The sequence below is a fragment of the Nocardia jiangsuensis genome, from assembly GCF_042650385.1.
GTDB lineage: Bacteria > Actinomycetota > Actinomycetes > Mycobacteriales > Mycobacteriaceae > Nocardia > Nocardia jiangsuensis.
This window is the reverse complement of the sequence record NZ_JBHSAX010000017.1, coordinates 439,100-463,557: the sequence shown is the minus strand read 5'-3', so window position 1 is coordinate 463,557 and position 24,458 is coordinate 439,100. Positions and strand designations below refer to the sequence as shown.

The window sequence follows — 24,458 nt, the reverse complement described above, 5'->3', positions numbered from 1 at the left end:
TTCGAAGCCGAGCAGGGCATGTTCGAGGTAACGGCCTCCTGGTCGAGCGGATCTCCCTGGCGCTGCTGACCGAGCCGATCGGGACGCTGACTCCCGCACAGGAGTACGCGGCGCTCGCCGATGGCCTCCGCTCGGACGCACCACTGCCGACCTTGGTGACCATGCCCCAGGGACCCCGATCCAGCCGCAGTTCCGGGGCGAAGACCAGCCACTACCGGCCGGCCAGGCGATTCACCGCGCAGGTCGTCGACAGCCTGCGGCACCAGGGTCTCGACACCACCTCGATCCGGATCGAGTACCACTCCCCGACCTGGCTCGGGGTTCGAGATCTCGGCAGGTTTCCGAGCGCTACAGCCCCCGCTGCTCGGCGATCTCCAGGCACAGCGCATCAATCATCGCTTCCCGCACGTGCGGGAGGGTGATCACGTGCGCCCGGTCGCCCTCGGTGGCGAGGTGGTAGCGGCGGCAGATGGCCTCGGCGGGGCGATCGAAGACGATGGTGACCGAGGCGGGGTGGCGCATCGGATTCGTACCGGCGGCGGCGAGCGCGCGCTCGGCGTAGGCGGCGGCGGCGAGCGCGGTGCGCGCGTCCGCCTCCAGGCCCGCGATGCCCTTGCCGGAGAGTGCGTACCAGAGAAGTACGGCGGCGAGGCCGGAGCGGGAGCAGCCGAGGGTGGCGTCGGTGGCGCCGACGTAGTCGCCCTCGACGGCGGTGCGCACCAGGCCGGCGCGGCAGAGGGCGAGGGCGCAGACCACGGGGGTGCCGAGTGCCTTGTGCATGCTGATGGCGATGCTGCCGACCTCGGGGCGGGCGAAGCCCCAGGTGGGGCCGTGTTCGGTGAAGGGGATGATCAGGCCGCCGAGTGCCGCGTCGAGGTGCACGTAGACCTCGCCGGCGCCGCGGGCGGCGGCGACGATCGCGTCCACGTCGTCGATCGCGCCGGTCATGGTGGTGGAGATGGTGGCGACCGCGATGGCGCCGCGGCCGGCGTCCCGACGGCAGGCGGCGGCGAGCGCGGCGGGGTCCATGCGGCCGGTGGGGTCGGCGTCGACCACGACCAGTTCGCGCCGCATGAGCCGGGCGGCCTTGCGGATCGAGTAGTGCGCGGCGCTGCTGCAGTAGATCTTCGCGGCGGGCAGCGCGACGCAGCCGCGGTCGAGGCCGAACAGGTTGGCCTCGCTGCCCGACGCGGCGATGTAGCCGTAGGTCTCGGCGGGCACGCCGTTGGCGAGCCGGGCCACGGCCTCGACCACGGCGCACTCCATCGGCTTGGAGCTGATCCCGGCCTTGTCCGGGCTGCGCGGGTCGCCGAGGTTGTTGACGAAGATGTCGAGGATTCCGGCGAGCTCGCTGAAGTGGAAATCCATATTGGTGGGGAAGCCGAGGAAGCGCGGCTTCTCGGCCAGCATGCCCGCGATGAAGGACTCGGTCAGCTGCCCGAGCTCACCGGAGGGGCGGGGCAGCGCGCCGATCGCGTACTCGTCGAGAAACGGTGCGGCAGTGCGGGAAAGAGTGTTCACAGCTCTCCGGTGCGTGCGTCGGACGGACCGCGGCAACGCTAGTGACAGCCACTGTCACAGCGGTGAATGGGTCGTGAACAAAGCACCGTTATGCCCGGTTTCACATCGAATCAGGCAGAGAGCAGAACAGGGACCCGAGCCGTGGCTCGGGTCCCTGTTCAGGGGGAGATCAGCTCACCAGGAGCTCTTGTGCACGCCCGGCAGCTCGCCGCGGTGCGCCATCTCGCGCAGGCAGATGCGGCAGAGCCCGAACTTGCGGTAGACCGCGTGCGGACGGCCGCACCGCTGGCAGCGGGTGTAGCCGCGCACCGCGAACTTCGGCTTGGAGTTGGCCTTGTTGACCAGCGCTTTCTTCGCCATGTGCTCAGTTCTCCTTGAACGGGAAGCCGAGGTGCTTGAGCAGGGCACGGCCTTCGTCGTTGTTGGTCGCCGTGGTCACGACGGTGATGTCCATACCGCGCGGGCGGTCGATGCGGTCCACGTCGATCTCGTGGAACATGGACTGCTCGCTGAGGCCGAAGGTGTAGTTGCCGTTGCCGTCGAACTGCTTCGGCGACAGGCCGCGGAAGTCGCGGATACGGGGCAGCGCGATGGAGACCAAGCGGTCCAGGAACTCCCACATGCGGTCGCCGCGCAGTGTCACCTTGGCGCCGATGGGCATGCCCTCGCGCAGCTTGAACTGCGCGATCGACTTTGTGGCCTTGCGGATGATCGGCTTCTGGCCGGTGATCAGGGCCAGGTCGTCGACGGCGCCGTTGATCAGCTTGGCGTCGCGGGCGGCGTCGCCGACACCCATGTTGACGACGACCTTCACCACGCCGGGGATCTGCATCACATTGGCGTAGTCGAACTCGCTGTTCAGCGCGTCCTTGATCTCCTCGCGGTAGCGGAGCTTCAGGCGCGGCTGGGTCTTCTCGGTGGTGGTCATGCTCAGATGTCCTTCCCGTTGCGACGGGAGATGCGGACGCGCTTGCCGGTCTCGTCATCGGTGCGGTAGCCGATGCGGCTCGGCTTGCCGTCGGAATCAACGACCATCACGTTCGAGACGTGGATGGAGGCCTCCTGCGTGACGATGCCGCCGGAGGAGGCGCCGCGCTCGTTGGCGGAGTTCGCGACATGCTTCTTGATCCGGTTCACGCCTTCGACGAGCACCCGGTTCTGCTGCGGGAAGGCCTGGATGACCTTGCCCTTCGCGCCCTTGTCCTTACCGGAGATCACGAGCACGGTGTCACCCTTGTGCACCTTCATGGTCAGAGCACCTCCGGGGCCAGCGAGACGATCTTCATGAACTTCTTCTCGCGCAGCTCGCGGCCGACGGGGCCGAAGATGCGCGTGCCGCGCGGATCGTTGTCCGGCTTGATGATGACGGCCGCGTTCTCGTCGAAGCGGATGTAGGAACCGTCCGGACGGCGGCGCTCCTTGGTGGTGCGCACGACGACGGCCTTGACCACCTCACCCCGCTTGATGTTGCCGCCGGGGATGGCGTCCTTGACGGTGGCGACGATGATGTCGCCGATACCGGCATAGCGGCGCGACGAGCCACCGAGCACGCGGATGCAGAGAATTTCCTTCGCACCCGTGTTGTCGGCGACGCGCAGCCGCGACTCCTGCTGAATCACTTCAGCAACCTTTCGTTGACCTGGACATGAAGCACGCCGGATTTCCGACCCGACGGGCGTGGTCGGCTGCCCTCCGGCGCGCGCCTGCCAGTGGTCCTCCGAGGTTCCGGAGCCGCCGCTGGGGGTTCACTGCCGAATTGCGGGGGCACGGCCTCCGCAGGCAACCGCACTAGTGTATGGGAAACACCTGGACCGGTCGAAATCGGGGGTGGCGGGGTAGCCTCGCGCGGGTGAGGTGCGCCGGTCGGGCGCCGAAGACGGGATGCGGCGGGCGGTCGCATCGGATAGGGGAATCCTGGTGACTGCATCCGGCCGGTTGGACCGGCGCGCGTTCCTGGTGGCGCTCGGTGTCGTGCCCGCGGCCGTCTACCTGGCGTCCTGCTCCGCCGAGGAGGCGCCGGTGCGCCTGACCGGGGTGGACATGGGCGGCGCGGACGACGCCATCCGGCCGCAGGACGACCTCTACCGGCACGTCAACGGCCGCTGGCTGCGTGAGTTCCAGCTGCCGCCGGACAAGGCGCAGGTCGGCGCGATCACCGAGGCGACCGAGCGCACCGAGCTGCAGCTGCGCGAGCTCATCGAGAGCATCGCCGACCCGGCGCCGGGCTCGGAGGCGCAGCAGATCCGCGATCTGTACGACGCCCGGCTCGACCTGGCCGAGATCGAGCGGCTCGGGTTGACCCCGCTTGCCGGATTGTTCGAGCAGATCGACAGGGCACCGGGCAAGCCGGAGCTGGCGAAGGTCATGGCGGCGCTGCCGATCGGCGGGCTGATCGGCATGGGCATCGGCATCGACCGGAAGAACTCCACCCAGTACATCCCGAGCATCGGGCAGTCCGGGCTCGGCCTGGACGAGCAGTACTACCGCAAGCCGGAGTTCGCCGATGACCTGGCCGGCTACCAGACCTACCTGCGGAAGGCCGCCGCCGGCGCCGGGCTGCCCGACCCGGCCGGGGTGGCGCAGCGGCTGCTCGACCTGGAGAAGCGGATCGCCGCCGCGCACTGGGACAACGTCCGGCTGCGCAATACCGACGCCACCTACAACCTGATGTCCTGGACCGAGCTGACGGCGCTCGCGCCGCAGTTCGACTGGGAGCCGTGGCTGGCCGGGAACACCGACCGGCCCAAGTCGCTCTTCGACAAGGTGGTGGTCGGGCAGCCCTCCTTCGTGACCGCGGCCGGTGCGCTGTGGGCCGAGGTGGATATCGCGGTCTGGCGCGAGTACCTGAAGCTGAGCGTGATCCAGGCCTACGCCCGTTTCCTGCCCGCCGCCATCGCGGATGCCCGCTTCGATTTCTTCGGCAAGCAGCTCAGCGGGCTGGAGCAGAAGCCGGAGATGTGGAAGTCGGCGGTCGGGGTGGTCGACTCCAACCTCGGCGAACAGCTCGGCAAGCTCTATGTGGAGAAGCACTTCCCGGCCGGGGCCAAGGAGCGCGCGCTCGTCATGGTCGACGACCTGATGGCGGCCTACCGGGAGAGCTTCACCAATTCGTCCTGGATGTCCGAGCCGACCAGGAAGGAAGCGCTGGCCAAGCTGGCCAAGATCGACACCAAGATCGGCTACCCGGACAAGTGGGTCGACTACTCGACGCTGCGGATCACCCGCGGCAAGCTCATCGAATCGCTGCTCGCGGTGAACGCCTTCGAGGTTCGGCGGGCCTTCGCCCGGCTCGGCACGCCGGTGGACAAGAGCGAGTGGGCGATGTCGCCGCAGACGGTGAACGCCTACTACTCGGCGACCACCAACCAGATCGTCTTCCCCGCCGCCTACCTGCAGCCGCCGTTCTTCGACAAGGACGCGCTCGACGCGGTGAACTACGGCGCGGTCGGCTCCACCATCGGCCACGAGATCGGGCACGGCTTCGACGACCAGGGCTCCAAGTACGACGGCGACGGCAACCGCCGCGACTGGTGGACCCCGGAGGACCTGGCCGCCTTCGAGGCCAAGACCGATCAGCTCGTCGCCCAGTACGACGTGCTGGTACCGGAGGGGCTGGAGCCGAGCCAGCACGTGGACGGCAGGCTCACCGTCGGCGAGAACCTGGCCGACGTGCGCGGGCTGCAGATCGCCTTCGCCGCCTACCGCCTCGCCGCCGAGCGCGCCGGGCAGCAGCCGGACTACCGCACGATGTTCTTCTCCTGGGCCCGCAACTGGCGGGAGAAGACCACCGAGGCGGCGGCGGTCCGGATGCTGCAGGACACGCACGCGCCCGGCGAGTTCCGCTGCAACCAGGTGGTGCGCAATGTCGCGGAGTTCTACCAGACCTTCGAGCCGAAGGACGGGGACCGGCTCTTCCTGCCGGAGGATCAGCGGGTCAGCCTGCTCTGAGCTCGGCGATCAGCAGGCGGTAGCCGAGGTCGAGTTCGGTGCGGTCGAGCAGGTCGGCGTTGCGGCGGTGCCAGCTGCCGTCGGCGAGGTCGGCGGCGAGCCGGTCGAGGCCGGTGCGGAGTTCGGCCTCCGGGGTGAGGCTGAACATGGAGGCGCCCGCCCGGACCAGCGGGTCCAGGTAGGCCTCGGGGCGGCGCCAGAAGGCGCAGGCGAAGCCGTCGGCGCAGTCCCACGGCACCGGCACCGGGTGCACGGCCGCGCCGAGCCGCTCGGCGACCGCGGCGGTCGGCACCGCGAGGGCGGCGTCGGTGGCCGCGGCGGCGGGCAGGTAGTCGCGGAGCAGCCAGAAGTCGGCGGTGACGGTGTGGTCCCAGGTGAGCACGACGACCCGATCGCGGGCCACCCGGCGCAGCTCGGCCAGCCCGGCGGCGGCGTCGGCCCAGTGGTGCACGGTGAGCACCGCGAGCGCGGCGTCCACCGAGTCGTCGGGTAGCGGAAGGGCCTCCGCGACACCGCGCACCGCGGGCGCCGCGCCCGGCGGGCGCTGCGCGATCATGACCGCGCTCGGCTCGACCGCGAGCACGGTGCCCGGCGGTTCGTAGGAGCCGGTGCCCGCGCCGACGTTCAGCACGCTGCGCGCGGGGCCGAGCGCGGCGCGCAGCCGGGCCGCGATCCGCGCGTCGGGGCGGCGGGTGGCGGTGTAGGTGCGGCCGGTGCGGTCGTAGCGAGCCTCTGCCATCGATGGAGTGAAGCAGACCGCGGCGCTCGTCGCATACGGTCCCGATCACCGGGCACCCTGCCCGGAACGGAGGGAGAGCGGTGCGGATCGCGGTGCTCGTGGTGGCGGTGCTGCTGCTGGCCGGTTGCCAGCTGCCGGAGCGACAAGCCGATGGGGCGGTGCGGGTGCCGCACGCGCTCGGCGAGACCGTGCTCGAGCGGACGCCGGTGCGGGTGGTGGCGCTGGGGGCGCAGTGGACGGACGCGGCGCTCGCCATGGGCGTGGCGCCGGTGGGGCGGTTGACCGACGTGGCGGGGCCGGCGGTGCCGTGGCAGCCGACCGCCGGGGCATCGACCGGCGTCGACCCGGCGCAGCCGTTGGACCGGCAGGTCAAAGACCTGCGGCCGGACCTGGTCCTGCTGGAGGGCGCGCTCGGTTCGCCGAGCACGTACCTGGAGATGACCGCGATCGCGCCGACCGTCCCCGAGCTGTACGCCGCGCCGGCCGGGCGCTGGCGCGACCAGGTGCGCGCGCTCGGTGCGGCGCTGCGCGAGCCGGACGAGGCGGACGAGGTGATCGCGGCGGTCGACCGCAGGCTGGACCGGTTCGCGGCGCAGCCGGGCGGGGTACGGGGGCGCACGGTAGCGGTGGCCTGGCTGGCCGGGCCGGGGCAGCTCATCGTGTCGGTCGACCCGGCCGCGCCCGCGCTGGAGATCTTCACCCGGCTCGGCATGCGGCTCCCGGACGCGCTCCCCGCGCTCCCCGCCGACCAGGGCCGGGTGGTGCTCCCGGTGGACCGGCTCGCCGAGCTGAACGCCGACGTCCTGGTCATCGGCCACTCCCCCGGCACCGGCCTCGACGCGGTCGCGCTCCCCGGCTACGGCGAGCTGAGCGCCGCGCGGAACGGCACCGCGGTACTGCTCACCCCGGTCGAGCTGGCCGGGCTGGAGTACCCGACCGCGCTCTCCGTCCCCTACCTGCTGGACCGCATCGAGCCCGCGCTCCGGAAGGCCGCGCGCTGAACCCGTCCCGCGGCAGGCGACCGACCGGCACGCCCGGCCCGCACGGCACTCACTGCCGGGCGGTCGCCCGGTACCCGCGCACCGCCGCGATCATCGGCACGAAGCCGTAGATCGGCGCGGCCCGCCGGGCGGGGTGAGCGACTTGCCGAGCACCAGCTCGAACATGAGCAGCAGCAGGATCGGCAGCAGCAGCGTGCGATCCTTCCGGGCGGCGGATCCACGACCGCCCGGCTTCGGTCCGAACAACCGATCGCCTGCTCGACGGACCCGGCGCCCGAAGTCGGCCCACCTGACCGAACCGCCCTGCCGGTGCCGACCGCGGCCCGCTACTTGTTCAGCGCCTCGAACGTCGGCGCCAGCTTGTCCAGCACGTACGGGGTGTTCAGCGGGGTGGGGGTGTTCAGCGCGCTGATCGTCATCACGTCGATGAAGGCGATGCCGCCGGACTTCACCGCGGGCAGCTCGGCGTAGCCGGGCAGCTGCTTGAACTTCTCCTCGAAGGCGGGCAGCGCGCCGCAGACCAGCATGTCGGAGGTCAGGTCGCCGAGCCGCTCCGGCGAGAGCGCCAGCCTGCCGCCCGCGGGCGCCTCGTCCGCGATCTTCTGCGGGATGCTCATGCCGAGCCGCTCGAAGAGCGCCGCCGAGCCGTCCTTCGGGTCGGCCAGCACCATGAGCTGGGCCGGGCCGGTGAGCATGCAGGTCAGGAAGGTCTTGCCCCGCAGCTTCGGGTACTTCTGCGCGAACTCGTCGACCTTGGCGTCGACGCCGTCGATGATTCCCTGCGCGTCGCCTTGGCGGTCCAGGATCTCGCCGAGCGCGGTCACCTGGTCGGTCCAGTTGTCCACCTGGGCGTTCGCGGTGACCGCGCCGATGGTCGGGGCCAGCTTGGAGAGCTTGTCGTACAGCGCCTTGTCGACCAGGTAGCTCGGCACCAGGATGAGATCCGGCTCCAGCCCGGCGATCTGCTCGGCGATATCGCCGCCGGCGTTGAGCACGGTGGCCTCGCTCAGCGAGTCCGGCTCCCACGGCACCTCGGTCTTGGCGCCGATGGAGACGTTGTCCGCGTAGCCGACCGGGGTGATGCCGAAGGCCTGGGTGGCGTCGAGCCACTGGTTGCCCAGCGTGACGATGCGCTCCGGGGTGCCGTCGACGACGGTCTCGCCGTAGTTGTGCGTGATCGTCACCGCGCCGTCGCCGCCGGCGGAATCACCGGAGTCGCCGCAGGCGGCCACGCCGAGCGCGACCCCGAGCGCGAGCAGCGCGAAGCCGAGCCTGGCGGCGGGGCCGTGTCTCCTCGTTGTCGACGGCATGGGGTCAGCTCCTAGAATCGAACGGTCGGTTTTTCAAAGGTTAGGCTAAGCGAATTTCAGCCAGCCGTCGACGGTCCAGTGCGCGGTGTCGCCGGTGCGGTAGCGGCGCTCTCCCGGCTGCAGCGGGTCGTCCTCGAACCGCGCGTCCGCGGCGTCGGCCACGCCGAGCGCGGCGCCACCGACGCACACCGCACCCGGCACACCCGGCGCGCACGGCTGCCCGGCCGGATCCAGCACGTACACCCTGGCGCCCGGGATCGGGCGGACCCGCCCGCTGCCGTCCACCGGCCCGCGCGCCACCGCGCCGGCCGTCACGGCGGGCGCGTAGCCGACCGTCCCCGCGGCCCTGGCCGGGAACTCGGCCGGGGTGTCGAAGGCGATGCGCGCGCACTCGGTTTCGCTCGGGCCGCCCTCGCCCCAGAGGTCCCAGCGCCTGACCTCGGCCCAGCGGTTCGGGCCGTCGCGCAGCGCGCCATCCCGGCCGAGCACGGTGCCCGCCGCGGCGACCACGTGCGTCACCCGCTCGGCGTCGAGGAAGGCGGCGGCCCGCATCGGTTCGGCGACCACGGCGGTGGCGCCGTCCATCAGCCCGGCGAGTACCTCGACCAGCACCGCGACCGTCGGCGCGGGCGCGACCACCAGCCGGACGTCCACCGAACCGCGAGCCCGGTCGGTGCTGCCCGGCGCGCAGTCGGTGACCACCGCGCGGCGATCCGCCACCGCCGCCGCCACCGCGGCGGGCGCGACCACCACCTGCCCGGTGCCGGTGCACCCGGCCGCCAGCGTGATCGGGGTGCCGGATTGCGCGGCGGCGTCGAAGGCGACCAGCAGCCGCACGATGTCCGCGGCCGCTGTCCCCGTAGCCGGGACGGCGGGGGCCGCCTCCTTCAACTCGTCGATGCGCTGGAAAAGGGTTTGGTAGTCCAGGGTTTCGCCGCCGCAGCGCAGCGCCGGGCGCTGACCGGGGAACATCCGGCCGCGCCAGAGCAGTCCGGGCGCCGCGGGACCGAACGGCGGCTCGACCCCGGCGGACCACTCGCGCAGCACCCGCTCGCGCTCCTCGCCGGTGCCGACGCCGAGCCGGCTCAGCGGCCGGTCGGGGGTGTCGGCGAAGGCGGTGAGCAGCCGGCGCGCCCGGCCGGCGAAGAGCTCGGCGGACGCGGGCCGGAAGAGGCTCGCGCGCACCGTGATCGCCGCGTCGAAGCCGCCGTCCGGGGCGCAGTGGAAGGCGAAGCCGATGTCGCGCAGGGCGGGATCGCCGGGCAGTGGCAGCACCGCGGCGGCGAGCTCCTCGCCGAACCGCGCCTCCGCGGACCAGTCCTGCTCGCGGAAATCGAGGGTGGCGCCGAAGGTCTCGGCCGCGCCGGGCACGCACTCCAGCGGGACGTCCTGGTTGCCGTAGGCGGCGAGCGCGGTGGCCCTGGAGCGCTCCAGCACCGCGCGCGGCGTCGGATCGCCGGTGAGGTCGGTGCGCAGGACCAGGGTGTTCGCCACCGGGCCGACCAGGTCGGCCAGTGCGGGGTCGGTGCGCCCGGCGATGGCGGCGCCGAGCGCGATATCGGTGCCTGCGCCGTGCTGGTGCAGCAGCACCGCCACCGCCGCCTGGTACAGCATGAACTCGGAGGCGCCGACGCCCTCGGCGAGCGCGCGCAGCCGGCCGCGCAGCACCGGGTCGATGGCGAATCGAGCTGTGCAGGAATCGTTCTCGCCCTGCTCGCGGCTCGAATCGGCGGGGGGTGATCCGGTTCCGTACGGTTCGCGGCGCGGCAGGTCGGTGGCGAGGCCGGTCGGGGCGGGCAGGCCGGCGAGCGCGGTGCGCCAGTATTCGGCCTGCGCGTGCAGCGGGCCCGCGGCGGCGCGCTGCCAGAGCGCGTAGTCGGTGAAGCTCAGCTCGGGCAGCGGGCGGTGCGCGGTGTCGCCGCGCAACCGGGCGCGGTAGGCGGGGGCCAGATCGCGCAGCACCGTGCGAAACGACCAGTGGTCGGCCACCAGGTGGTGCGCGGTCAGCACCAGCACGTGCGTCTCGGCGTCCGTGGCCAGCAGCACCGGCCGGATGCCAGGCCCCGCCACCGGGTCGGGGACCGCCGCGGCGGCATCGGCCAGCGCGGCGTTCAGCTCGGCGGCCGAGCCGATCGTGCGCACCGGAATCTCGATCTCCTCCACCGGGACCCGCTGCGGCACCGGCAGCCCCCCCGGCCCCGGCGTGAACCGGGTGCGCAGGATCTCGTGCCTGGCAAGGGTGTCTCGAAGCGCGCCGATCAACGCCGCGCGGTCCAGCCGACCCTCGAACCGCACCGCGAACGGAACCCCGCAGCGCGCATCCGTCGGCGACCACGACCGCGCCTCCAGCAGTTCCGGCTCTTCCGGCAACGAACCGAGCGAATCGGCGTCGACCGTTGCCGCGTCCAGCGAATCGGTGCCCCTCGGCGCCGGATCCAGCGCGCCGGCCCGAGCCGCGAGCGGCTGCCCGTCCCCCGGCCCGGCCGGGAAAACGGCGCGCCAGCGCACCTCCTGCGCCACCGAGAGCGGAATCCGCTCCGGCCTGCGCACCTGCCTGGTCGGCGCCGGCAGCGACGACGCGGTCAGCGGCGCCGCCTCGATGGCGGCGGCCAGCCCGGCCACCGTCGGCGTGTCGAACGGCGCCCGCACATCGACCGCGACCCCGAACTCCGCCCGGATCAGCGCCACCAGCCGCCCGGCGAGCAACGAGTGCCCACCCAGCTCGAAGAAGGAGTCGTCGGCCCCGACCCGCTCGGCGCCGAAGATCTCGGCGAAGAGCGCCGCCAGCCGGATCTCGGTGCCGGTGGCCGGTTCCCGGGAAACCGGCGAGGCCACCGGCGCGGGCGCGGGCAGCGCGGCCCGATCCAGCTTGCCGTGCTCGGTGAGCGGAATCCGCTCCAGCACGGTGAAGCTGCTGGGCAGCATGTACTCCGGCAGGCTCACGGCCGCGCGGGCCCGCACCTGCTCCGGCTCCAGCACCAGCCCGTTGCCCGCGGGCACCAGGTAGGCGGCGAGCGTGGTGCCGCGCGCCGGATCGCTGACCGCGACGACGGCGCAGTGCCCCACCGCCGGGTGCGCCGCGATCGCGGCCTGCACCTCGCCCAGCTCGATCCGGTGCCCGCGCACCTTCACCTGGTCGTCGGCGCGGCCGACGAACTCGATCTCCCCGGCGAGGTTGCGCCTGGCCAGATCGCCGGTGCGGTAGAGCCTGCCGCCCGCCAGGAACGGGTCGGCGACGAAGCGCTCCGCCGCGAGCCCGGACCGGTTCAGGTAGCCGCGCGCCAGCTGCGCCCCACCCAGGTAGATCTCGCCGACCACCCCCGCGGGCACCGGCTGCAGCCGGGCGTCGAGCAGGTGCACGTGCACATTCCGGTTCGGCACCCCGATCGGCACGATCCCCGCGCCCTGCGGCCCGGCCACCACCTGGTGCGTCGCGCAGACCACCGCCTCGGTGGGGCCGTAGTGGTTGCGCAGCTCCGCGTCGAAGACCGCGGCGAACCGGTCGGCGACCTCGCCGAGCAGCGCCTCGCCGCCGACCGGCACCCGGCGCAGCGCCCGCCAGTCGCTCACCTCGGGCAGCAGCAGCAGGGTGCTCAGGGTCGATGGCACCATGTGCAGCACGGTGACCCGGCAGCGCGCGATGATCTCGGCGGTGTAGGAGAGGTCGCGCAGCGCGTCCGGCTCCGGCACCACCAGGCAGGCGCCGACGGTGAAGGTCACGAAGATGTCCAGCAGCGAGGCGTCGAAGCCGATCGAGGAGGACTGCAGCAGCCGGTCGTCGGCGGTCATCCCCCACTCCGCGCAGAAGCCGTCCAGGTGCTCCGCGATCGCCGCGTGCGCGACCGGAACTCCCTTCGGCCTGCCGGTGGAGCCCGATGTGTAGATGACGTAGGCCAGGTTCGCCGGGCGCAGCGGCCGTGCCCGCTCGGCGTCGGCGAGCGGCTCCGACGGCAGCGCGGCGGCGGCGCGCTCGGCGGCGGCCAGCGATTCCGGGTCGAGGATCAGCCGCGGCGCGGCGTCGGCCAGCACGTAGTCGATCCGGGCCTGCGGGTACGAGGGATCGATCGGCAGGTAGGCGGCGCCTGCCTTGAGTACCGCGAGAACCGCGACCACGTACTCCACCGAGGTCGCCAGCCGCAGCGCGACCAGCTCCTCGGTGCCGATCCCGCGCGCGATCAGCTCACGGGCCAGCCGGTTCGCCCTGCGGTCCAGCTCGGCGTAGCCGATGGTGCGGTCGCCGGTGCGGCTCGGTGCCAGCAGCGCGGGGGCGCCGGGGGCCCGGCGCACGCGGTGCTCGAAGAGCGCGACCAGGGTGCTCGGCGGGGTCGGGACCAGCTCGCCGTGCGACTGCGCGCGCAGCCGCTCGCGCTCGTCGGGGCCGAGCAGGTCCAGCTCGCCGACCGGGCGCTCCGGGGTGGCGATCGCGTCCGCGAGCAGGCGGATGTAGTGCGTGAGCAGCTGCGCGATCAGCCCGTCGTCGAACCGGCCGTCCCGGTACTCGGCCTGCACCCGCGCGTCCGCGCCGTCCCGGACGACGTCGACGCGCAGCGGCACCGCGGCGGTGCGGCTGCCCAGCTCCAGCGGGGTGGCGGTCGCCGCGCCCAGCGCGAAACCCGGCTCCGCCGCACGGACTCCGAAGGCGATGCGCGCCAGCCGATCCAGGCCGTCCTGCACACCCGCGCGGCGCGGGTTCAGCACCCGCACCACGTGCTCGATGCCGACGTCGGCGTGCGCGAAGGCCGCGCTCGCGGCCTCGTCGAAACTCGTGGCCAGCTCGGTGAAGGGCTCGGCGGAGTTCACTCGCGCGCGGAGCAGGATCGTGTTGCCGAAGAAGCCGATTCGATCCGCGGATGCGGCGTCGCGGTTGTTCACCGGGATCGCGAGGAGCAGGTCGGTGGCGGCGGTGTAGCGGTGCAGGAGCGCGGCGAAGGCCGCGCCGAGCACGCCGAACGCGGGGTCGGGGTGGCCGGTCCCGACGCCGGGCACCTGCTCGAACAGCCCGGCGGGCAGCCGCCGGGTCACGCGGCGGATCCGGCGTGCCGGGCCGGTGACCGGCTTGGTCGGTAGCTCGACGGGGTCCGGCGGCGGGGTCAGCGCCGCGCGCCAGAAGTCGAGGTCCGCGGGGCGCGGGGCGTCCGAGAACGCCGTGGCCGCCGCTCGGCCCGGTGTACCCGCGGTGGTCGCCCGGCTCGGCGTGTCGGCGGCCCCGCCCGGCCGGACACCGGCCGCGGCGAACGGTCCGCTGCCCGCGGATTCGTACGCGGCCCCGAGCGCGGCGCCGAAGACGCCCGCCGACTCCTCGTCCCAGGCAATGCCGTGCGCCACCAGCACCAGCACGAACTCCGCCGTACCGGTGCGGATCAGCGTGACCCGCAGCGGCGCCTCGACGGCCAGGTCGAACGGCCGCGCCAGCTCGCGCCGCGCCAGCACCTCGACCCGGCGCGCCCGGCTCGCCTCCGGCAGCTCGGCGATGTCGTGCAGCTGCCAGCTCGGCGCGATGTCCGCCCGCACCTCCTCGAACGGCTCACCGTCGGCATCAAAACCGTACGTGGTGCGCAGGATTTCGTGCTCGGCCGCCACCAGGGCGAGCGCGGCGCGCAGCCGGTCGGGGTCGAGCGCGCCGTCCACCCGGTAGGCGACCGCGACGTTCAGCGCGGTCTCCTCCGGATCCCTGGTCTGCAGGAAGAGCGCCCGGCGCCTGCCGTCGGCCAGCGGCCTGCGCGGATCGCCCGCGACGGCGGGGACGACGAGATCGGCGAGGATCGACACGGCGGAGCTCCGCTCAGGCAGGTGAATCGGTGAGATAGCCGCCGCGGCGGAAGAATTCGGCACCGGAGTGCTCGACGCCGTCGGCGGTGCGGACGGCGGTGATCACCAGTCCGTGGTTCCTGCCGCGCACCGGGTTCGGGCCGCAGACCACGGCGCCGCCGTCCTCCTGGACGATGACCCGGCCCGCGGTGCCGCCGTAGCGCGCCGTGGAGACCTTCGCCGCGAGCACCTCGACCCGCTCGCCCCGGTAGTAGGCGAAGGCCCGCGGGTACGGCGCGGAGAGCGCGCGCACGAACCGCTCCAGATCGGCGGCCTCCCAGCTCCAGTCGATCAGGCTGTCCCGCTCCGCGCGCTTGTGGAAGTAGGTGCGCTCCTCCTTGCGCTGCGGCGTCCACTCGGCGGTGCCGTTCGCCAGCGCGTCCAGCGCCTCGTGCACCGCGCCGGGGATCAGCTCCATGCCCGCCTCGACCAGCTCGGTCCCGGTGGCTCCCGGCGGGATCGGCAGCCGGTGCTGCACCAGGATGTCACCGGTGTCGAGCTGCTCGTCCATCCGGTGCACGGTCAGCCCGAACTCGGACTCGCCGCTGATCAGCGCCCACAGCACCGGGGAGAAGCCGGTGAACTTCGGCAGTAGCGAATCGTGCAGGTTGAGCGTGCCGTGCGGCGGCATCGCGTACAGCTCGGCGGGCATCCAGGTGTACCAGCTGTTCACCACGATGACGTCCGGCTCGGCCCGCTTCACCAGGTCGATGGTGGCCGCGTCGGCATGCTCGGTGCGGTGCACCGGGATGCCGTGCTCGCGGGCCAGCTCCTCGACCGAGTCGGAGAAGATGCCCTTGTAGGCGTGCTCGCTCGCCGGATGGGTGACCGCGAGCACCACCTCGTGCTCCGAATCGATCAGGGCTTGCAGAGTGCGGCGGCCCCAGGTCTGGAAACCGAACGACACGATACGCATGAACCGAACCTCGCCATCGACAATAAGTAAGGCAAGCCTAGCCTATTCGCCATGCCGTGCGGCAGCCCGGGCGGGCGTAGGGATCCGGGCCGAGGCCGAGGCCAGCACCCGGTCGGAGAGTTCTCCCAGGCAGCTGAGATTCGGGAACCCGGGGCCCTGCGACAGCCCCGCCAGGTTCGGCAGGTACAGCTTCGCACCCAGACCGCTCACCGAGAGGTCGTGCGCGATCGCCGCTTCCAGCCGAGGTTGCGTGACCGGGCCGCCGACCGCCAGCTCCAGCAGGTCGGCCGCGTCCGCGTCGAAGAGCTCGGTGAACCACAGCGGCTGCCCGCCGGTGGCGTCGACCACCAGGTCGAAGGCGTGCGTCTGGTCCGGGCGGCGGTCGTTGCGCAGGGTGAGCGCGATGCCGTCGCCGTGGTCGGCCACCCGGACCACCCGGCCCTGCAGGTGGTGCACCCGGTTGTCGCCGATCAGCGACTCCTGCACCCGCACCGAGAAGACGCCGCGATCGGTGCGGCGCACCACGTCCCTGCGCTCGGCAACGCTCAGCGCGCGCCACTTGGCCGGGTCGGAGTAGAGCGAGTTCTCGAAGTAGCTCTCGCCGCGGGTGTAGATGGTGGCCGCGGGCGAGATCACCGAGATCGTCAGCACGTCGTGCCTGACCAGCTCGTCCATCGCCGAGCCCGCCGTCTCGCCGCCGCCGATCACCGCGGCCCGGGAGGAGGGCGGCAGCGCCCGCTTGCCCGTCAGCTCCCAGAACTCGGCGATGCTCAGCATCTTCGGGTGCTCGGCCAGCGCCCGGCCGCTGCGACCGGGGCCGGTGATCATCAGCCCGTCGGCGTCCAGCTGGGCGAGTGAGCCGTCACCGTCGCGCACCGTGACCAGCCAGCCGTCCGCGGCCGCCGCGACCTCGGTGACCGTGCCCTGCACCACCTCGACCTCCGAGCGGCGCGCCACCCACTGCAGATACTTGGCCCAGACGTAGTGGTGCGGGCTCGGCCTGCCGCGGTCGACCCACTCGGCGTAGTCGCCGCGGTCGATCAGGAAGGCGGACCAGCTGAAGCCGTTCATCGCCTCGTTGATGGCGCGGTTGTGGCCGCGCGCCCAGGTGGAGCGGTACGGGAAGCCGATGTCCTTCTCCGGGCTGGTGCCCAGCCGGTGCCTGCCGTCGGTCCAGCCGCCGCCGGGCAGCCAGTTGCCGCCGACCGTGTGCGCCTCGACCACGGTGACATGCGGGGCGGGCAGACCGAGCTGCCGGAGCACGTGCGCCTTGGCCGCGACGGCCATCGCCTTCGGCCCCGCCCCGATCACCAGAAGTCTGTCCACCGGGTGCTCCCAACTCTCGCGGTACCGGTCGCCCTTCATGTTTGCATAGGCTTACCTTATGTGGCTGAGTGGTGCCAAGCCCCCGCGTCGAAGCCGACGTGTACGGCACACCCCGCACGAAACGATGAGATGCGCACGTGATCAACCTCGGAACCCGCACCGCGATCGCCCTCGCCGCCGGCGCTCTTTCGATCGGGGCCCGGTGTTCTCTCACGGGCACCGGGTCACGGCCGTCCCGACGGCCACAGGATCACCGAGATCAGCACCACCAGCGGCAATCCGACGGCGACCGTCCAGCCGAGCTCGATCATGTCGGTACCGCCATCGTTCCCCCTGTCGGTCGCACGCACCCGGCACCGGGGACGTCCCACCCGGTGCCGCGTGCGCGTAGGCGACGCTAGAGCGGGGTCGGGTGCCCGCACATCATCTCTGCCCGGCTTTTCCCCTTATTTCCCATCTGCACACCCGGGTTGTACTACCTGCGGCGTACATCGCGGCCATCCAGCGGCCGATGCGAAATCTCGCCGCCACCGGGAAGCTGAACGCATGTCGGTGCTGGACGCGGTCCTGGTGGTGACCGCGCTACTTCTCGCGGTCGGCGGCGCTGTCGTGCCACGCACCGCGCGCTGGGCAGCGCCGGTGCTGCTCCCCCTGCTCTTCGCGGGCGCCGGAATCCAGCTGCTCCTCGACGATTTCGTCTGGCAGCGGGTACCCGCGTACGCGCTGCTCGCGGTGGCCACCTGGCTGCTTCTTCGCACGCCGCGCCGTACTGTGCCCGCCGCGCTGCTCGTCGGCGCGCTGGTCCCGGTCGCCACCGCGGTCTGGGCGCTGCCGCCGGTTCCGCGGCTGCCCCCGCCGGACGGCGCCTATCCGGTCGGCAGCACCGTGCTGCGCTGGGTGGACGAGTCCCGGCCCGAGGCTGCCACCGCCGACCCGGGTGACCACCGCAACATCGTGGTGCAGGCGTGGTATCCAGCCGAATTCGACTCGGCGCCAAGGCAATACCTGTACCTGGACGGCCACGGCGAGCTGCCGGCCACGGTTGCCGGAATGCCGTCGGCGCTGCTCTCCCGCTACCACCTGATCGATACGCACGCGGGCGCCGACGTCCCGCTCGCCGACGACCGGCCGCGCTGGCCGGTCCTCCTCTTCTCCCCGGGCCACGGTGCGCCGCGCGCGGTCTACACCGGACTCCTCACAGAGCTGGCCTCGCGCGGTTTCGTGGTGCTCGCGGTGGACCACCCGTACGAGGTCGCCGTCACCGAACTCGCCGACGGCACCGTCGCGCACGGGGTACCGAACTCGGGCTCCGATGCCGAGATGGCCGCCCAGCTCGCGGTCCGCACCGCGGATCTCTCCGCGGTGCTCGACCGGATCGGTACCGTGGACTCACCGTTGACCGGCCGCATCGACACCACCCGCGTGGCCGCCGCGGGCCACTCCCTCGGCGGTGCCACCGCCGCCTCGGCATCGGCGCACGACCAGCGGGTGGTCGCTGCCGCCAATATCGACGGCACGCTCTACGGCGATCTGCCCGAGCAGCGCCTGCCCGGCCCGTACCTGCTGATCGACAGCGACCCGGCGCGCACCGGGCACTCGGCCGCCTACCTCGAGCGCAACCGCAAGCTGCTCGGCGGAGTTCAGGGCGGCGGCCACCACTACACGATCGGCCGCACCGACCACATCGGCTGCACCGATGCCCCGCTGTTCCTGGCGCCACCGGTGCGCGCGCTCGCCGGACGGTGGTTCGGCGGCGAGCGGAGCCCGGTCGAAACGCGCCGGGCGACTGCCGATCTGCTCGCCGCCGTGCTCGGCCCGCCGCTCGGCGAGCGGCCGGCAGACGTCGCCGCCGTGGCGGGCCGCTACCCGGATGTCGCCGGTGGCCCGGTGTAACCCCGGCCCGGAGCGACCCGGTCAGGCCCCGGCCCGCTCCAACCGCCACCCCGACGCCCGCGACCGCTCGTTCCAGAACGCCGCATACCGCCCGCCGAGCTCCAGCAACTCGCTGTGCGTACCGCGCTCGACGATCGCCCCGCCCTCGACGAACAGGATCTGATCCGCGTGCGCGATGGTCGCCAGCCGGTGCGCGACCACGATCACCGTCTTCCCCTGGGTCAGCTCGTGCACCCCGCGCACGACGACCGCCTCGCTGTGCGGATCGAGCGCGCTCGTCGCCTCGTCCAGCAGCACGATCGGCGCCTCCTTGAGCAGCGCCCGCGCGATCGAAACCCGCTGCCGCTCACCGCCGGAGAGTGAAGCACCGCCTTCGCCGACCCGGGTATCCCACCCGTCCGGCAGCCGCGCGGCGATCTCGTCCACCCGAGCCGCCTCGCCGACCCGGCGCACCTCCTCGTCGGTGGCATCCGGCTTGCCGATCCGGATGTTCTCGGTCACCGACCGGTCGAAGAGGTACACATTCTGGAAGACCAGCGCGAGCTGGTCGAACAACGTCTGCGACGGCTGCTCCCGCACATCGTGCCCGCCGACGAGCACCCGTCCGGAGTTCACGTCGTGGTAGCGGGCGGCGAGCCGCAGCAGCGTGGTCTTGCCGGAGCCGCTCGGCCCGACGATGGCGGTGGTGCTGCCCGCGGGCACGGTGAAGGAAACCCCGCCGACCACCGGCTCACCCTCGCGGTACCCGAAGGTGACGTCCTCGAAGCGCACCTCGGGAGCACCGGGGGTGACCGCGGCCGCGGCCTCCGGCAGCACCGGCTCGGCGAGCAGTTCGGTGACCCGGTCGAGGGAGTTGCGCGCGGTGCGCAGCCCGTTGCCGATCTGCGCGGCCTGGGTCAGCGGCTCCACGAACCGGGCGCTCACCGCGATCAGCGCGACGGCGACCGCGGCCGACACGGAACCGCCGGTGGCCTGGGTGATCACCACGTACACCAGGACCAGGAACACCGCCTGGACGAAGAGTTCGAACACGATGAGACCGGGCACCGAGGTGAACACCGTGCGCGTGGTCTCCGACCGCTGCCGACGCAGCGCGCCGTCCAGCGCCTTGTTCCCGCTGCCGACCGCGCCGAAGGCGCGCAGCACCGGCTGCGCCTGCGCGAACTCGACCACCCGCGCATCGGCCTCCGCCGCCGCCGCGTGCACCCGCTTCTCGGAGGTGGAGTAGGCCCCGTTGGCCAACATGTTCACCGCGTACAGCACCGGCGCGGCCACCAGCATGGTGAGCGAGATCCGCCAGTCGATCAGCAGCATGCCGACGGCGACGGTGACCGGCACGATCACCGCGGTCAGCACCTTGGCGACCAGGTACGCGAGCGCCCGCTGCACCTCGAGCACGTTCTCCGTGGCGAGCCGGGCGATCGGGCCCGCGCCGTGCGTCTCGAACCAGCCGAGCGGCATGGCGTTGAGGTGATCGCCGACCCGCAGTTGCAGGTCGCGCTGCATACCGAGCGCTATCCGGAGCGCGATGGTGGTCTGCAGATAGCTGAAGACGGCCATCACCGCGACCGCGACCACCATGGCGATCGTCCAGGTCCAGGCGCGGTCCAACCGGTCCTCGAACAACGCTTCCAGCACCGGCACCAGCAGCAGGTAGCCGATGCCCTGCGCGATCGCCTGCGCGACGATCACCGCGAGCAGGATCGGCAGCCTGCCCCGGAACCGCTCGGGTACCAGCGCGAGCACCTTGGCGATCATCGGGTCTCCTCGCTCTCCACCAGCGCGACCGCGCCGAGCGCGGCCTCGTTGATCTCCCAGAGTCTCTGATAGGTGCCGCCCGCCGTGCGCAGCGTCTCGTGGTCGCCCTGTTCGACCAGGGTGCCGTGCTCCAGCACCAGGATCCGGTCGACGCCGGTGAGGGTGTGCAGCCGGTGCGCGATCACCAGCACGGTGCGGCCGGCCACCAGCACGGCGAGCGCGTCCTGCACCGCCGCCTCGGATTCCGGGTCGGCGAAGGCGGTGGCCTCGTCCAGGACCAGCACCGGGGTGTCGGCGAGCAGGGCCCGCGCGATGGAGAGCCGCTGCGCCTCGCCGCCGGAGAGCGTCGCGTCGACGCCGATCTCGGAGTCGTAGCCGCGCGGCAGCGCGACGATCCGATCGTGGATCCGGGCCGCGCGGGCAGCCGCCTCCAGCGCGGCATCGTCGGCGTCCGCCCTGGCCAGCGTCAGGTTGTCGCGGATGCTGCCGCGGATCAGCCGGACGTCCTGCAGCACGAAACCGACGGCGCGATAGAGCTCCTCGGTGCCGTAGTCGCGGATGTCCCTGCCGCCGATGGTGATCCGGCCACCGGTGACGTCGTAGAACCGGGGCAGCAGCTTGGCCAGCGTGGACTTGCCGGAGCCGCTCGGCCCGACCAGCGCGGTGATCGTGCCTGGCACCAGCTCCAGCTCGACCCCGCGCAGCACCGGGTGGCCCTCCCGGTACTCGAACGTGACCTCCTCGAAGCGCACCAGGCCCCGGTCGGCGCCGGCCACCGCGGGCACCACATCGCCGGACCCCGCCGCGAGCTCCGGCGTCTGCTGCAACTCGTGCAGCCGCACCGCCGCCGCGCCACCCTCGCGCAGCGCCTGCCCGCCGTACCCGAGGCCCATGAGCGAGCTGCCCAGACCGAGCCCGACCAGCAGGAACGGCAGCACGTCGAGCGGGGGCAGCCACTCCAGCCCGACCCCGGCCAGCCCGGCGACCACGATCACCACCATGACGAAGACCGGCGCGATCACCACGTCGGTCACCGACTGCGGCCGGATCTGCGGCGTCTTGAGCCGGTCCAGCGCCGCCACCTGCTGCTCGATCGCGTCCCGGTAGGCGCTGTGCGCGCGGCCCGCCTGCCCGAAGGTGCGCACCACCTGGATGCCGTCGACGAACTCGATCGTCGCCTCCTGCACCGTCCGCGAGGTGCGGGTGTAGACGGCGAGCCGATCCCGGCCGGCCTGGTCCATCATGCGGCTGAGCGCGATGAAGTAGATGACCAGCGGGATCAGCAGCACCAGGGTGAGCCGCCAGTCGACGGTGCAGAGGTAGCCGAGCGCCACCAGCGGGGCGACGACCGCGCCGACGAACTCCAGCCGGGCATGCGCGATCAGGTAGTGCAGCGCCTCCACGTCGTCCTGCAGGTACTTCTTGACCTCGCCGGAGCTGCGATCGGAGAACCAGCCGAGCGGCACCCGGCTCAGCTTGGCGGCGAGCGCGCGGCGCACGGTCAGCTGGAAGTTCGCGTCAACCAGGTGCGACCAGGTGAGCGCGGCGGCCTGCAGCAGGCCGCGGGCGACGAGCACCGCGATGGCGATCCAGACCAGCCGCCAGACCCGGTCGGTGTCGGTCTGCGCCGCGAGCAGCTCCCGGCAGGCCTCGACGATGAGGATGAACGGCACCACCGTACCCAGCGAGGCGACCGCCACCACCAGGCTCGCGAGTGTCAGCGTGCGCTGCACCGGGGCCAGGATCTCGCGCCGTGCCAGCGCCTCCTGCCGCTTGCGTTCCTTCAGCACCGCTTTCGGCGGCCGGTTCCCCGGCTCCGCCGTCGGCGGCGTGGTCTGCACCGTCATGCGCCTCGCCTCTCGCCCGTGGTCGTCACGCAGCGGGAGTCCCCCCGCCTCGAGGATAGGTTAGGCTAAGTTTCGCCATCGCGGTTGATCGGTTCGAAGTTGTCCGAATAGTCGGAATCCCCGGTGGCGCAGCGCTGTTGCGACGGAGATGACCTCCTCCGTCGTCGATACCGACACCGAATTCGGCGCCCGCGTCGCCGAGCGCCTCGACTCCGATCAGCCGAACCCGGTGTGGTTCCTCTGGTCCGACGGCACCCTGCTGATCTTCAGCAAGCCGGACCAGGCCGAGGTCCGCAATATCCGGCGCAATCCGCGGGTCTCGCTGCACCTCGACAGCACGAGCACCGGCGGTGGCGTCGTGGTGTTCACCGGCACCGCGCACCTCGAGGAGGTGCCGCCCGGCGCCGCCGAGACCGGCGCGCTGCTCGCCAAGTACGAAGAGGGGGCTGGCGAGCCTGAACATCACCGGAGCGGAGTTCACCACGACCTACTCCGCCGCGATCCGCATCGTCCCGGACCGGTTGCGCGGATTCTGACCGGCTAGGGTCGGGCCGGTGAGACGCCGCCAGCGGCCGCCGCTGCCCAAGCGGCACGGGCTCGACCCGGCTCGGTTGCGATTGCCCGAGGAGGGCGCGTGGGCCACCCTGCGCGAGCACCTGGTGCAGCGGTTGCCCCGCGTGCCGGCCGAGCGCATCGACGAGATGCTGGCCGCCGGGGCCATCGTCGACCTGGACGGCCCGGTCGCGCCGGACGCGCCCTACGTCCCCGGCGGTGCCGTCTGGTTCCACCGCGACCTACCGGACGAGACGCCGGTGCCGTTCGACATCACCGTCGTGCACCGCGACGACGACATCCTGGTCGTGGACAAGCCGCATTTCCTGGCCACCATCCCGCGCGGGCGGCACATTCTGGAGTCCGCGCTGGTCCGGTTGCGCCGCGACCTCGACCTGCCCGAGCTGATTCCCGCGCACCGGCTGGATCGGGCCACCGCCGGACTCGTGCTCTTCGTGGTGAACCCCGTGCGGCGCGGGGCCTACCAGACGCTTTTCCACCGCCGCGAGGTTTTCAAGGAGTACGAGGCCGTTGCGCGGTACGACAAGGAGCTGGCGCTGCCGCGCACGGTGACCAGCCGGATCGTCAAGGAGAAGCACATCGTGCCCGCGTTCGAGGTGCCCGGCGAACCGAACTCCCTGACCGAGGTCGAGCTGCTCGAGCATCGCGATGGACTCGGCCGCTACCGGCTGCGCCCACACACCGGCCGCACCCATCAGCTGCGACTCCACATGCACGGCCTCGGCGTGCCGATCCTCGGCGACGACTTCTACCCCGAGCTCACCGACAAGCCGATCGACGACTTCACCCGGCCGCTGCAACTGCTCGCCGCGCGGCTGGGATTCATTGATCCGGTCAGCGGGGTGGAGCGGGAATTTCGGACCACCCGGCGGCTGCAGGCGTGGGACGACCCGGGCGGCTGGGCAGCGAATTAGAACCGGTTCAGCGGGGTAAGCGCTGATCGATGGCTCTTTCCCCGCACTCAGGCAGCGTCCGTACACTGGGCCCGGTGCGTGAACCGGAGCTGGGCGTGAGTGGCCCCGCGGCCCCTTCTGTCCCCGACGTCGAGCCGCGGCATCGCGTGCACGCCTACCTCGATGTGGCCGTCGTCGTGGTCGTACTGGCCTGCACCAATCTCATCGCCCACTTCACCACGGCGTGGGCCAATGTGGTCAGCGTCCCGGTGGCGGCTGTCGTGTTGCTGGCACTCATGCGCCGCCGCGGGCTCGGGTGGCACGAACTCGGGCTCTCGCCCCGGCACTGGCGGCGCGGCACGCTCTACTCCGTCGGCGCCGTCGCCCTGGTGCTCACCGTCGTCGCCATCGGCGCCGCGCTCCCCATGACCAGGCCGTTCTTCCTCGCCGACCGGTATGCCACCATCTCCGGCGCGCTCATCGCGTCCATGATCGTCATTCCGCTGCAGACCGCGATCCCCGAGGAGCTGGCGTTCCGCGGAGTACTGCACGGCACGCTGGACCGGGTCTACGGGGTGCGCGGCGTCTTCTTCAGCGGCTCGCTCCTCTTCGGACTGTGGCATATCGCTTCCTCCTTCGGGCTCACCAGCGGCAATGCCGGGCTGGGCGCGATCCTCGGCGGCGGGTGGGTCGGGCAGGCGCTCGGCATCGCCCTCGCGGTGGTCGTCACCGGCGCGGCCGGGGTGGTTTTCACCTGGTTGCGACGGCGGAGCGGGAGCCTGCTCGCGCCGATCGCCCTGCACTGGTCGGTGAACGGCGCCGGAGCCCTGGCCGCCGCCCTCGTCTGGCACACCACCGTCGCCTGACCCATTCGCCACACCCGCCACGCGTTGACCGGATAGTCGCCAGAGACTACTCTCGGCCC

The 24,458-nt window shown here is 72.3% G+C and carries 20 protein-coding genes; 6 read left to right on the top strand and 14 right to left on the bottom strand.

All coding sequences use genetic code 11. The annotated features are described in order from the left end of the window. Window positions 1–348: 348 nt before the first annotated feature. The 5 genes from ACFO0B_RS21350 to rplN form a co-directional block, all read right to left on the bottom strand. On the bottom strand, window positions 349–1,521 hold the full coding sequence (locus tag ACFO0B_RS21350) for an aminotransferase class I/II-fold pyridoxal phosphate-dependent enzyme (protein WP_378614290.1): 1,173 nt from the start codon (window positions 1,519–1,521) through the stop codon (window positions 349–351). Between the two features lie 174 nt (window positions 1,522–1,695). Then, the gene (locus ACFO0B_RS21345; RefSeq protein ID WP_233016042.1) at window positions 1,696–1,881 is read right to left on the bottom strand and encodes a type Z 30S ribosomal protein S14; all 186 of its coding nucleotides are present in this window, start codon (window positions 1,879–1,881) and stop codon (window positions 1,696–1,698) included. A 4-nt stretch (window positions 1,882–1,885) separates the two neighbouring features. After that, window positions 1,886–2,449, bottom strand: coding sequence for a 50S ribosomal protein L5 (gene rplE / locus ACFO0B_RS21340; RefSeq protein WP_378614289.1), 564 nt, complete (start codon window positions 2,447–2,449; stop codon window positions 1,886–1,888). Window positions 2,450–2,451: 2 nt separating this feature from the next. After that, window positions 2,452–2,769, bottom strand: coding sequence for a 50S ribosomal protein L24 (gene rplX, locus ACFO0B_RS21335; RefSeq protein ID WP_378614288.1), 318 nt, complete (start codon window positions 2,767–2,769; stop codon window positions 2,452–2,454). Window positions 2,770–2,771: 2 nt separating this feature from the next. Then, complete coding sequence (gene rplN, locus ACFO0B_RS21330) at window positions 2,772–3,140, bottom strand: 50S ribosomal protein L14 (protein ID WP_378614287.1); 369 nt, start codon at window positions 3,138–3,140, stop codon at window positions 2,772–2,774. A 298-nt stretch (window positions 3,141–3,438) separates the two neighbouring features. Here rplN and ACFO0B_RS21325 point away from each other — a divergent pair, with 298 nt between their 5' ends. Then, the gene (locus tag ACFO0B_RS21325) at window positions 3,439–5,469 is read left to right on the top strand and encodes a M13 family metallopeptidase (RefSeq protein ID WP_378614286.1); all 2,031 of its coding nucleotides are present in this window, start codon (window positions 3,439–3,441) and stop codon (window positions 5,467–5,469) included. Here ACFO0B_RS21325 and ACFO0B_RS21320 read toward each other — a convergent pair. Further along, complete coding sequence (locus ACFO0B_RS21320) at window positions 5,456–6,208, bottom strand: class I SAM-dependent methyltransferase (RefSeq protein WP_378614285.1); 753 nt, start codon at window positions 6,206–6,208, stop codon at window positions 5,456–5,458. The two genes, ACFO0B_RS21325 and ACFO0B_RS21320, sit on opposite strands and share 14 nt — an antisense overlap. Window positions 6,209–6,288: 80 nt before the next feature. Between ACFO0B_RS21320 and ACFO0B_RS21315 the strand changes: the two genes are divergently transcribed. Further along, window positions 6,289–7,209: an ABC transporter substrate-binding protein gene (locus tag ACFO0B_RS21315; protein WP_378614284.1), complete on the top strand. Its 921-nt coding sequence runs from the start codon at window positions 6,289–6,291 to the stop codon at window positions 7,207–7,209. 90 nt (window positions 7,210–7,299) lie between these two features. On the opposite strand, the gene ACFO0B_RS21310 is transcribed toward ACFO0B_RS21315, so the two are convergent. The 6 genes from ACFO0B_RS21310 to ACFO0B_RS21285 all read right to left on the bottom strand — a co-directional run bounded on the left by ACFO0B_RS21310 (window position 7,300) and on the right by ACFO0B_RS21285 (window position 16,919). Then, on the bottom strand, window positions 7,300–7,455 hold the full coding sequence (locus tag ACFO0B_RS21310) for a hypothetical protein (RefSeq protein ID WP_378614283.1): 156 nt from the start codon (window positions 7,453–7,455) through the stop codon (window positions 7,300–7,302). Between the two features lie 80 nt (window positions 7,456–7,535). Continuing rightward, window positions 7,536–8,519: an ABC transporter substrate-binding protein gene (locus ACFO0B_RS21305; RefSeq protein WP_378614281.1), complete on the bottom strand. Its 984-nt coding sequence runs from the start codon at window positions 8,517–8,519 to the stop codon at window positions 7,536–7,538. 45 nt (window positions 8,520–8,564) lie between these two features. Beyond that, window positions 8,565–14,288 carry an amino acid adenylation domain-containing protein gene (locus ACFO0B_RS21300; RefSeq protein ID WP_378614280.1) on the bottom strand — a complete coding sequence of 1,908 codons (5,724 nt, stop codon included), beginning with the start codon at window positions 14,286–14,288 and terminating at the stop codon, window positions 8,565–8,567. A 13-nt stretch (window positions 14,289–14,301) separates the two neighbouring features. Beyond that, window positions 14,302–15,243: a methionyl-tRNA formyltransferase gene (locus ACFO0B_RS21295; RefSeq protein ID WP_378614279.1), complete on the bottom strand. Its 942-nt coding sequence runs from the start codon at window positions 15,241–15,243 to the stop codon at window positions 14,302–14,304. Between the two features lie 42 nt (window positions 15,244–15,285). Then, window positions 15,286–16,569: a SidA/IucD/PvdA family monooxygenase gene (locus ACFO0B_RS21290; RefSeq protein WP_378614278.1), complete on the bottom strand. Its 1,284-nt coding sequence runs from the start codon at window positions 16,567–16,569 to the stop codon at window positions 15,286–15,288. 224 nt (window positions 16,570–16,793) lie between these two features. Beyond that, window positions 16,794–16,919, bottom strand: a complete 126-nt coding sequence (locus ACFO0B_RS21285; protein ID WP_378614277.1) for a hypothetical protein — start codon at window positions 16,917–16,919, stop codon at window positions 16,794–16,796. A 196-nt stretch (window positions 16,920–17,115) separates the two neighbouring features. Here ACFO0B_RS21285 and ACFO0B_RS21280 point away from each other — a divergent pair, with 196 nt between their 5' ends. Further along, window positions 17,116–18,462 carry an alpha/beta hydrolase gene (locus tag ACFO0B_RS21280; RefSeq protein ID WP_378614276.1) on the top strand — a complete coding sequence of 449 codons (1,347 nt, stop codon included), beginning with the start codon at window positions 17,116–17,118 and terminating at the stop codon, window positions 18,460–18,462. A 21-nt stretch (window positions 18,463–18,483) separates the two neighbouring features. On the opposite strand, the gene ACFO0B_RS21275 is transcribed toward ACFO0B_RS21280, so the two are convergent. Next, window positions 18,484–20,220, bottom strand: a complete 1,737-nt coding sequence (locus tag ACFO0B_RS21275; RefSeq protein ID WP_378614275.1) for an ABC transporter ATP-binding protein — start codon at window positions 20,218–20,220, stop codon at window positions 18,484–18,486. After that, window positions 20,217–22,067: an ABC transporter ATP-binding protein gene (locus ACFO0B_RS21270; RefSeq protein ID WP_378614274.1), complete on the bottom strand. Its 1,851-nt coding sequence runs from the start codon at window positions 22,065–22,067 to the stop codon at window positions 20,217–20,219. The genes ACFO0B_RS21275 and ACFO0B_RS21270 overlap by 4 nt, the downstream gene beginning before the upstream one ends. A gap of 148 nt (window positions 22,068–22,215) precedes the next feature. Here ACFO0B_RS21270 and ACFO0B_RS21265 point away from each other — a divergent pair, with 148 nt between their 5' ends. The 3 genes from ACFO0B_RS21265 to ACFO0B_RS21255 all read left to right on the top strand — a co-directional run bounded on the left by ACFO0B_RS21265 (window position 22,216) and on the right by ACFO0B_RS21255 (window position 24,399). Further along, window positions 22,216–22,611, top strand: a complete 396-nt coding sequence (locus tag ACFO0B_RS21265; protein WP_378614273.1) for a pyridoxamine 5'-phosphate oxidase family protein — start codon at window positions 22,216–22,218, stop codon at window positions 22,609–22,611. A gap of 10 nt (window positions 22,612–22,621) precedes the next feature. Next, window positions 22,622–23,554, top strand: coding sequence for an RluA family pseudouridine synthase (locus ACFO0B_RS21260; protein ID WP_378614272.1), 933 nt, complete (start codon window positions 22,622–22,624; stop codon window positions 23,552–23,554). Between the two features lie 95 nt (window positions 23,555–23,649). Then, window positions 23,650–24,399 carry a CPBP family intramembrane glutamic endopeptidase gene (locus tag ACFO0B_RS21255; RefSeq protein ID WP_378614576.1) on the top strand — a complete coding sequence of 250 codons (750 nt, stop codon included), beginning with the start codon at window positions 23,650–23,652 and terminating at the stop codon, window positions 24,397–24,399. The last annotated feature ends 59 nt before the right edge of the window (window positions 24,400–24,458 follow it).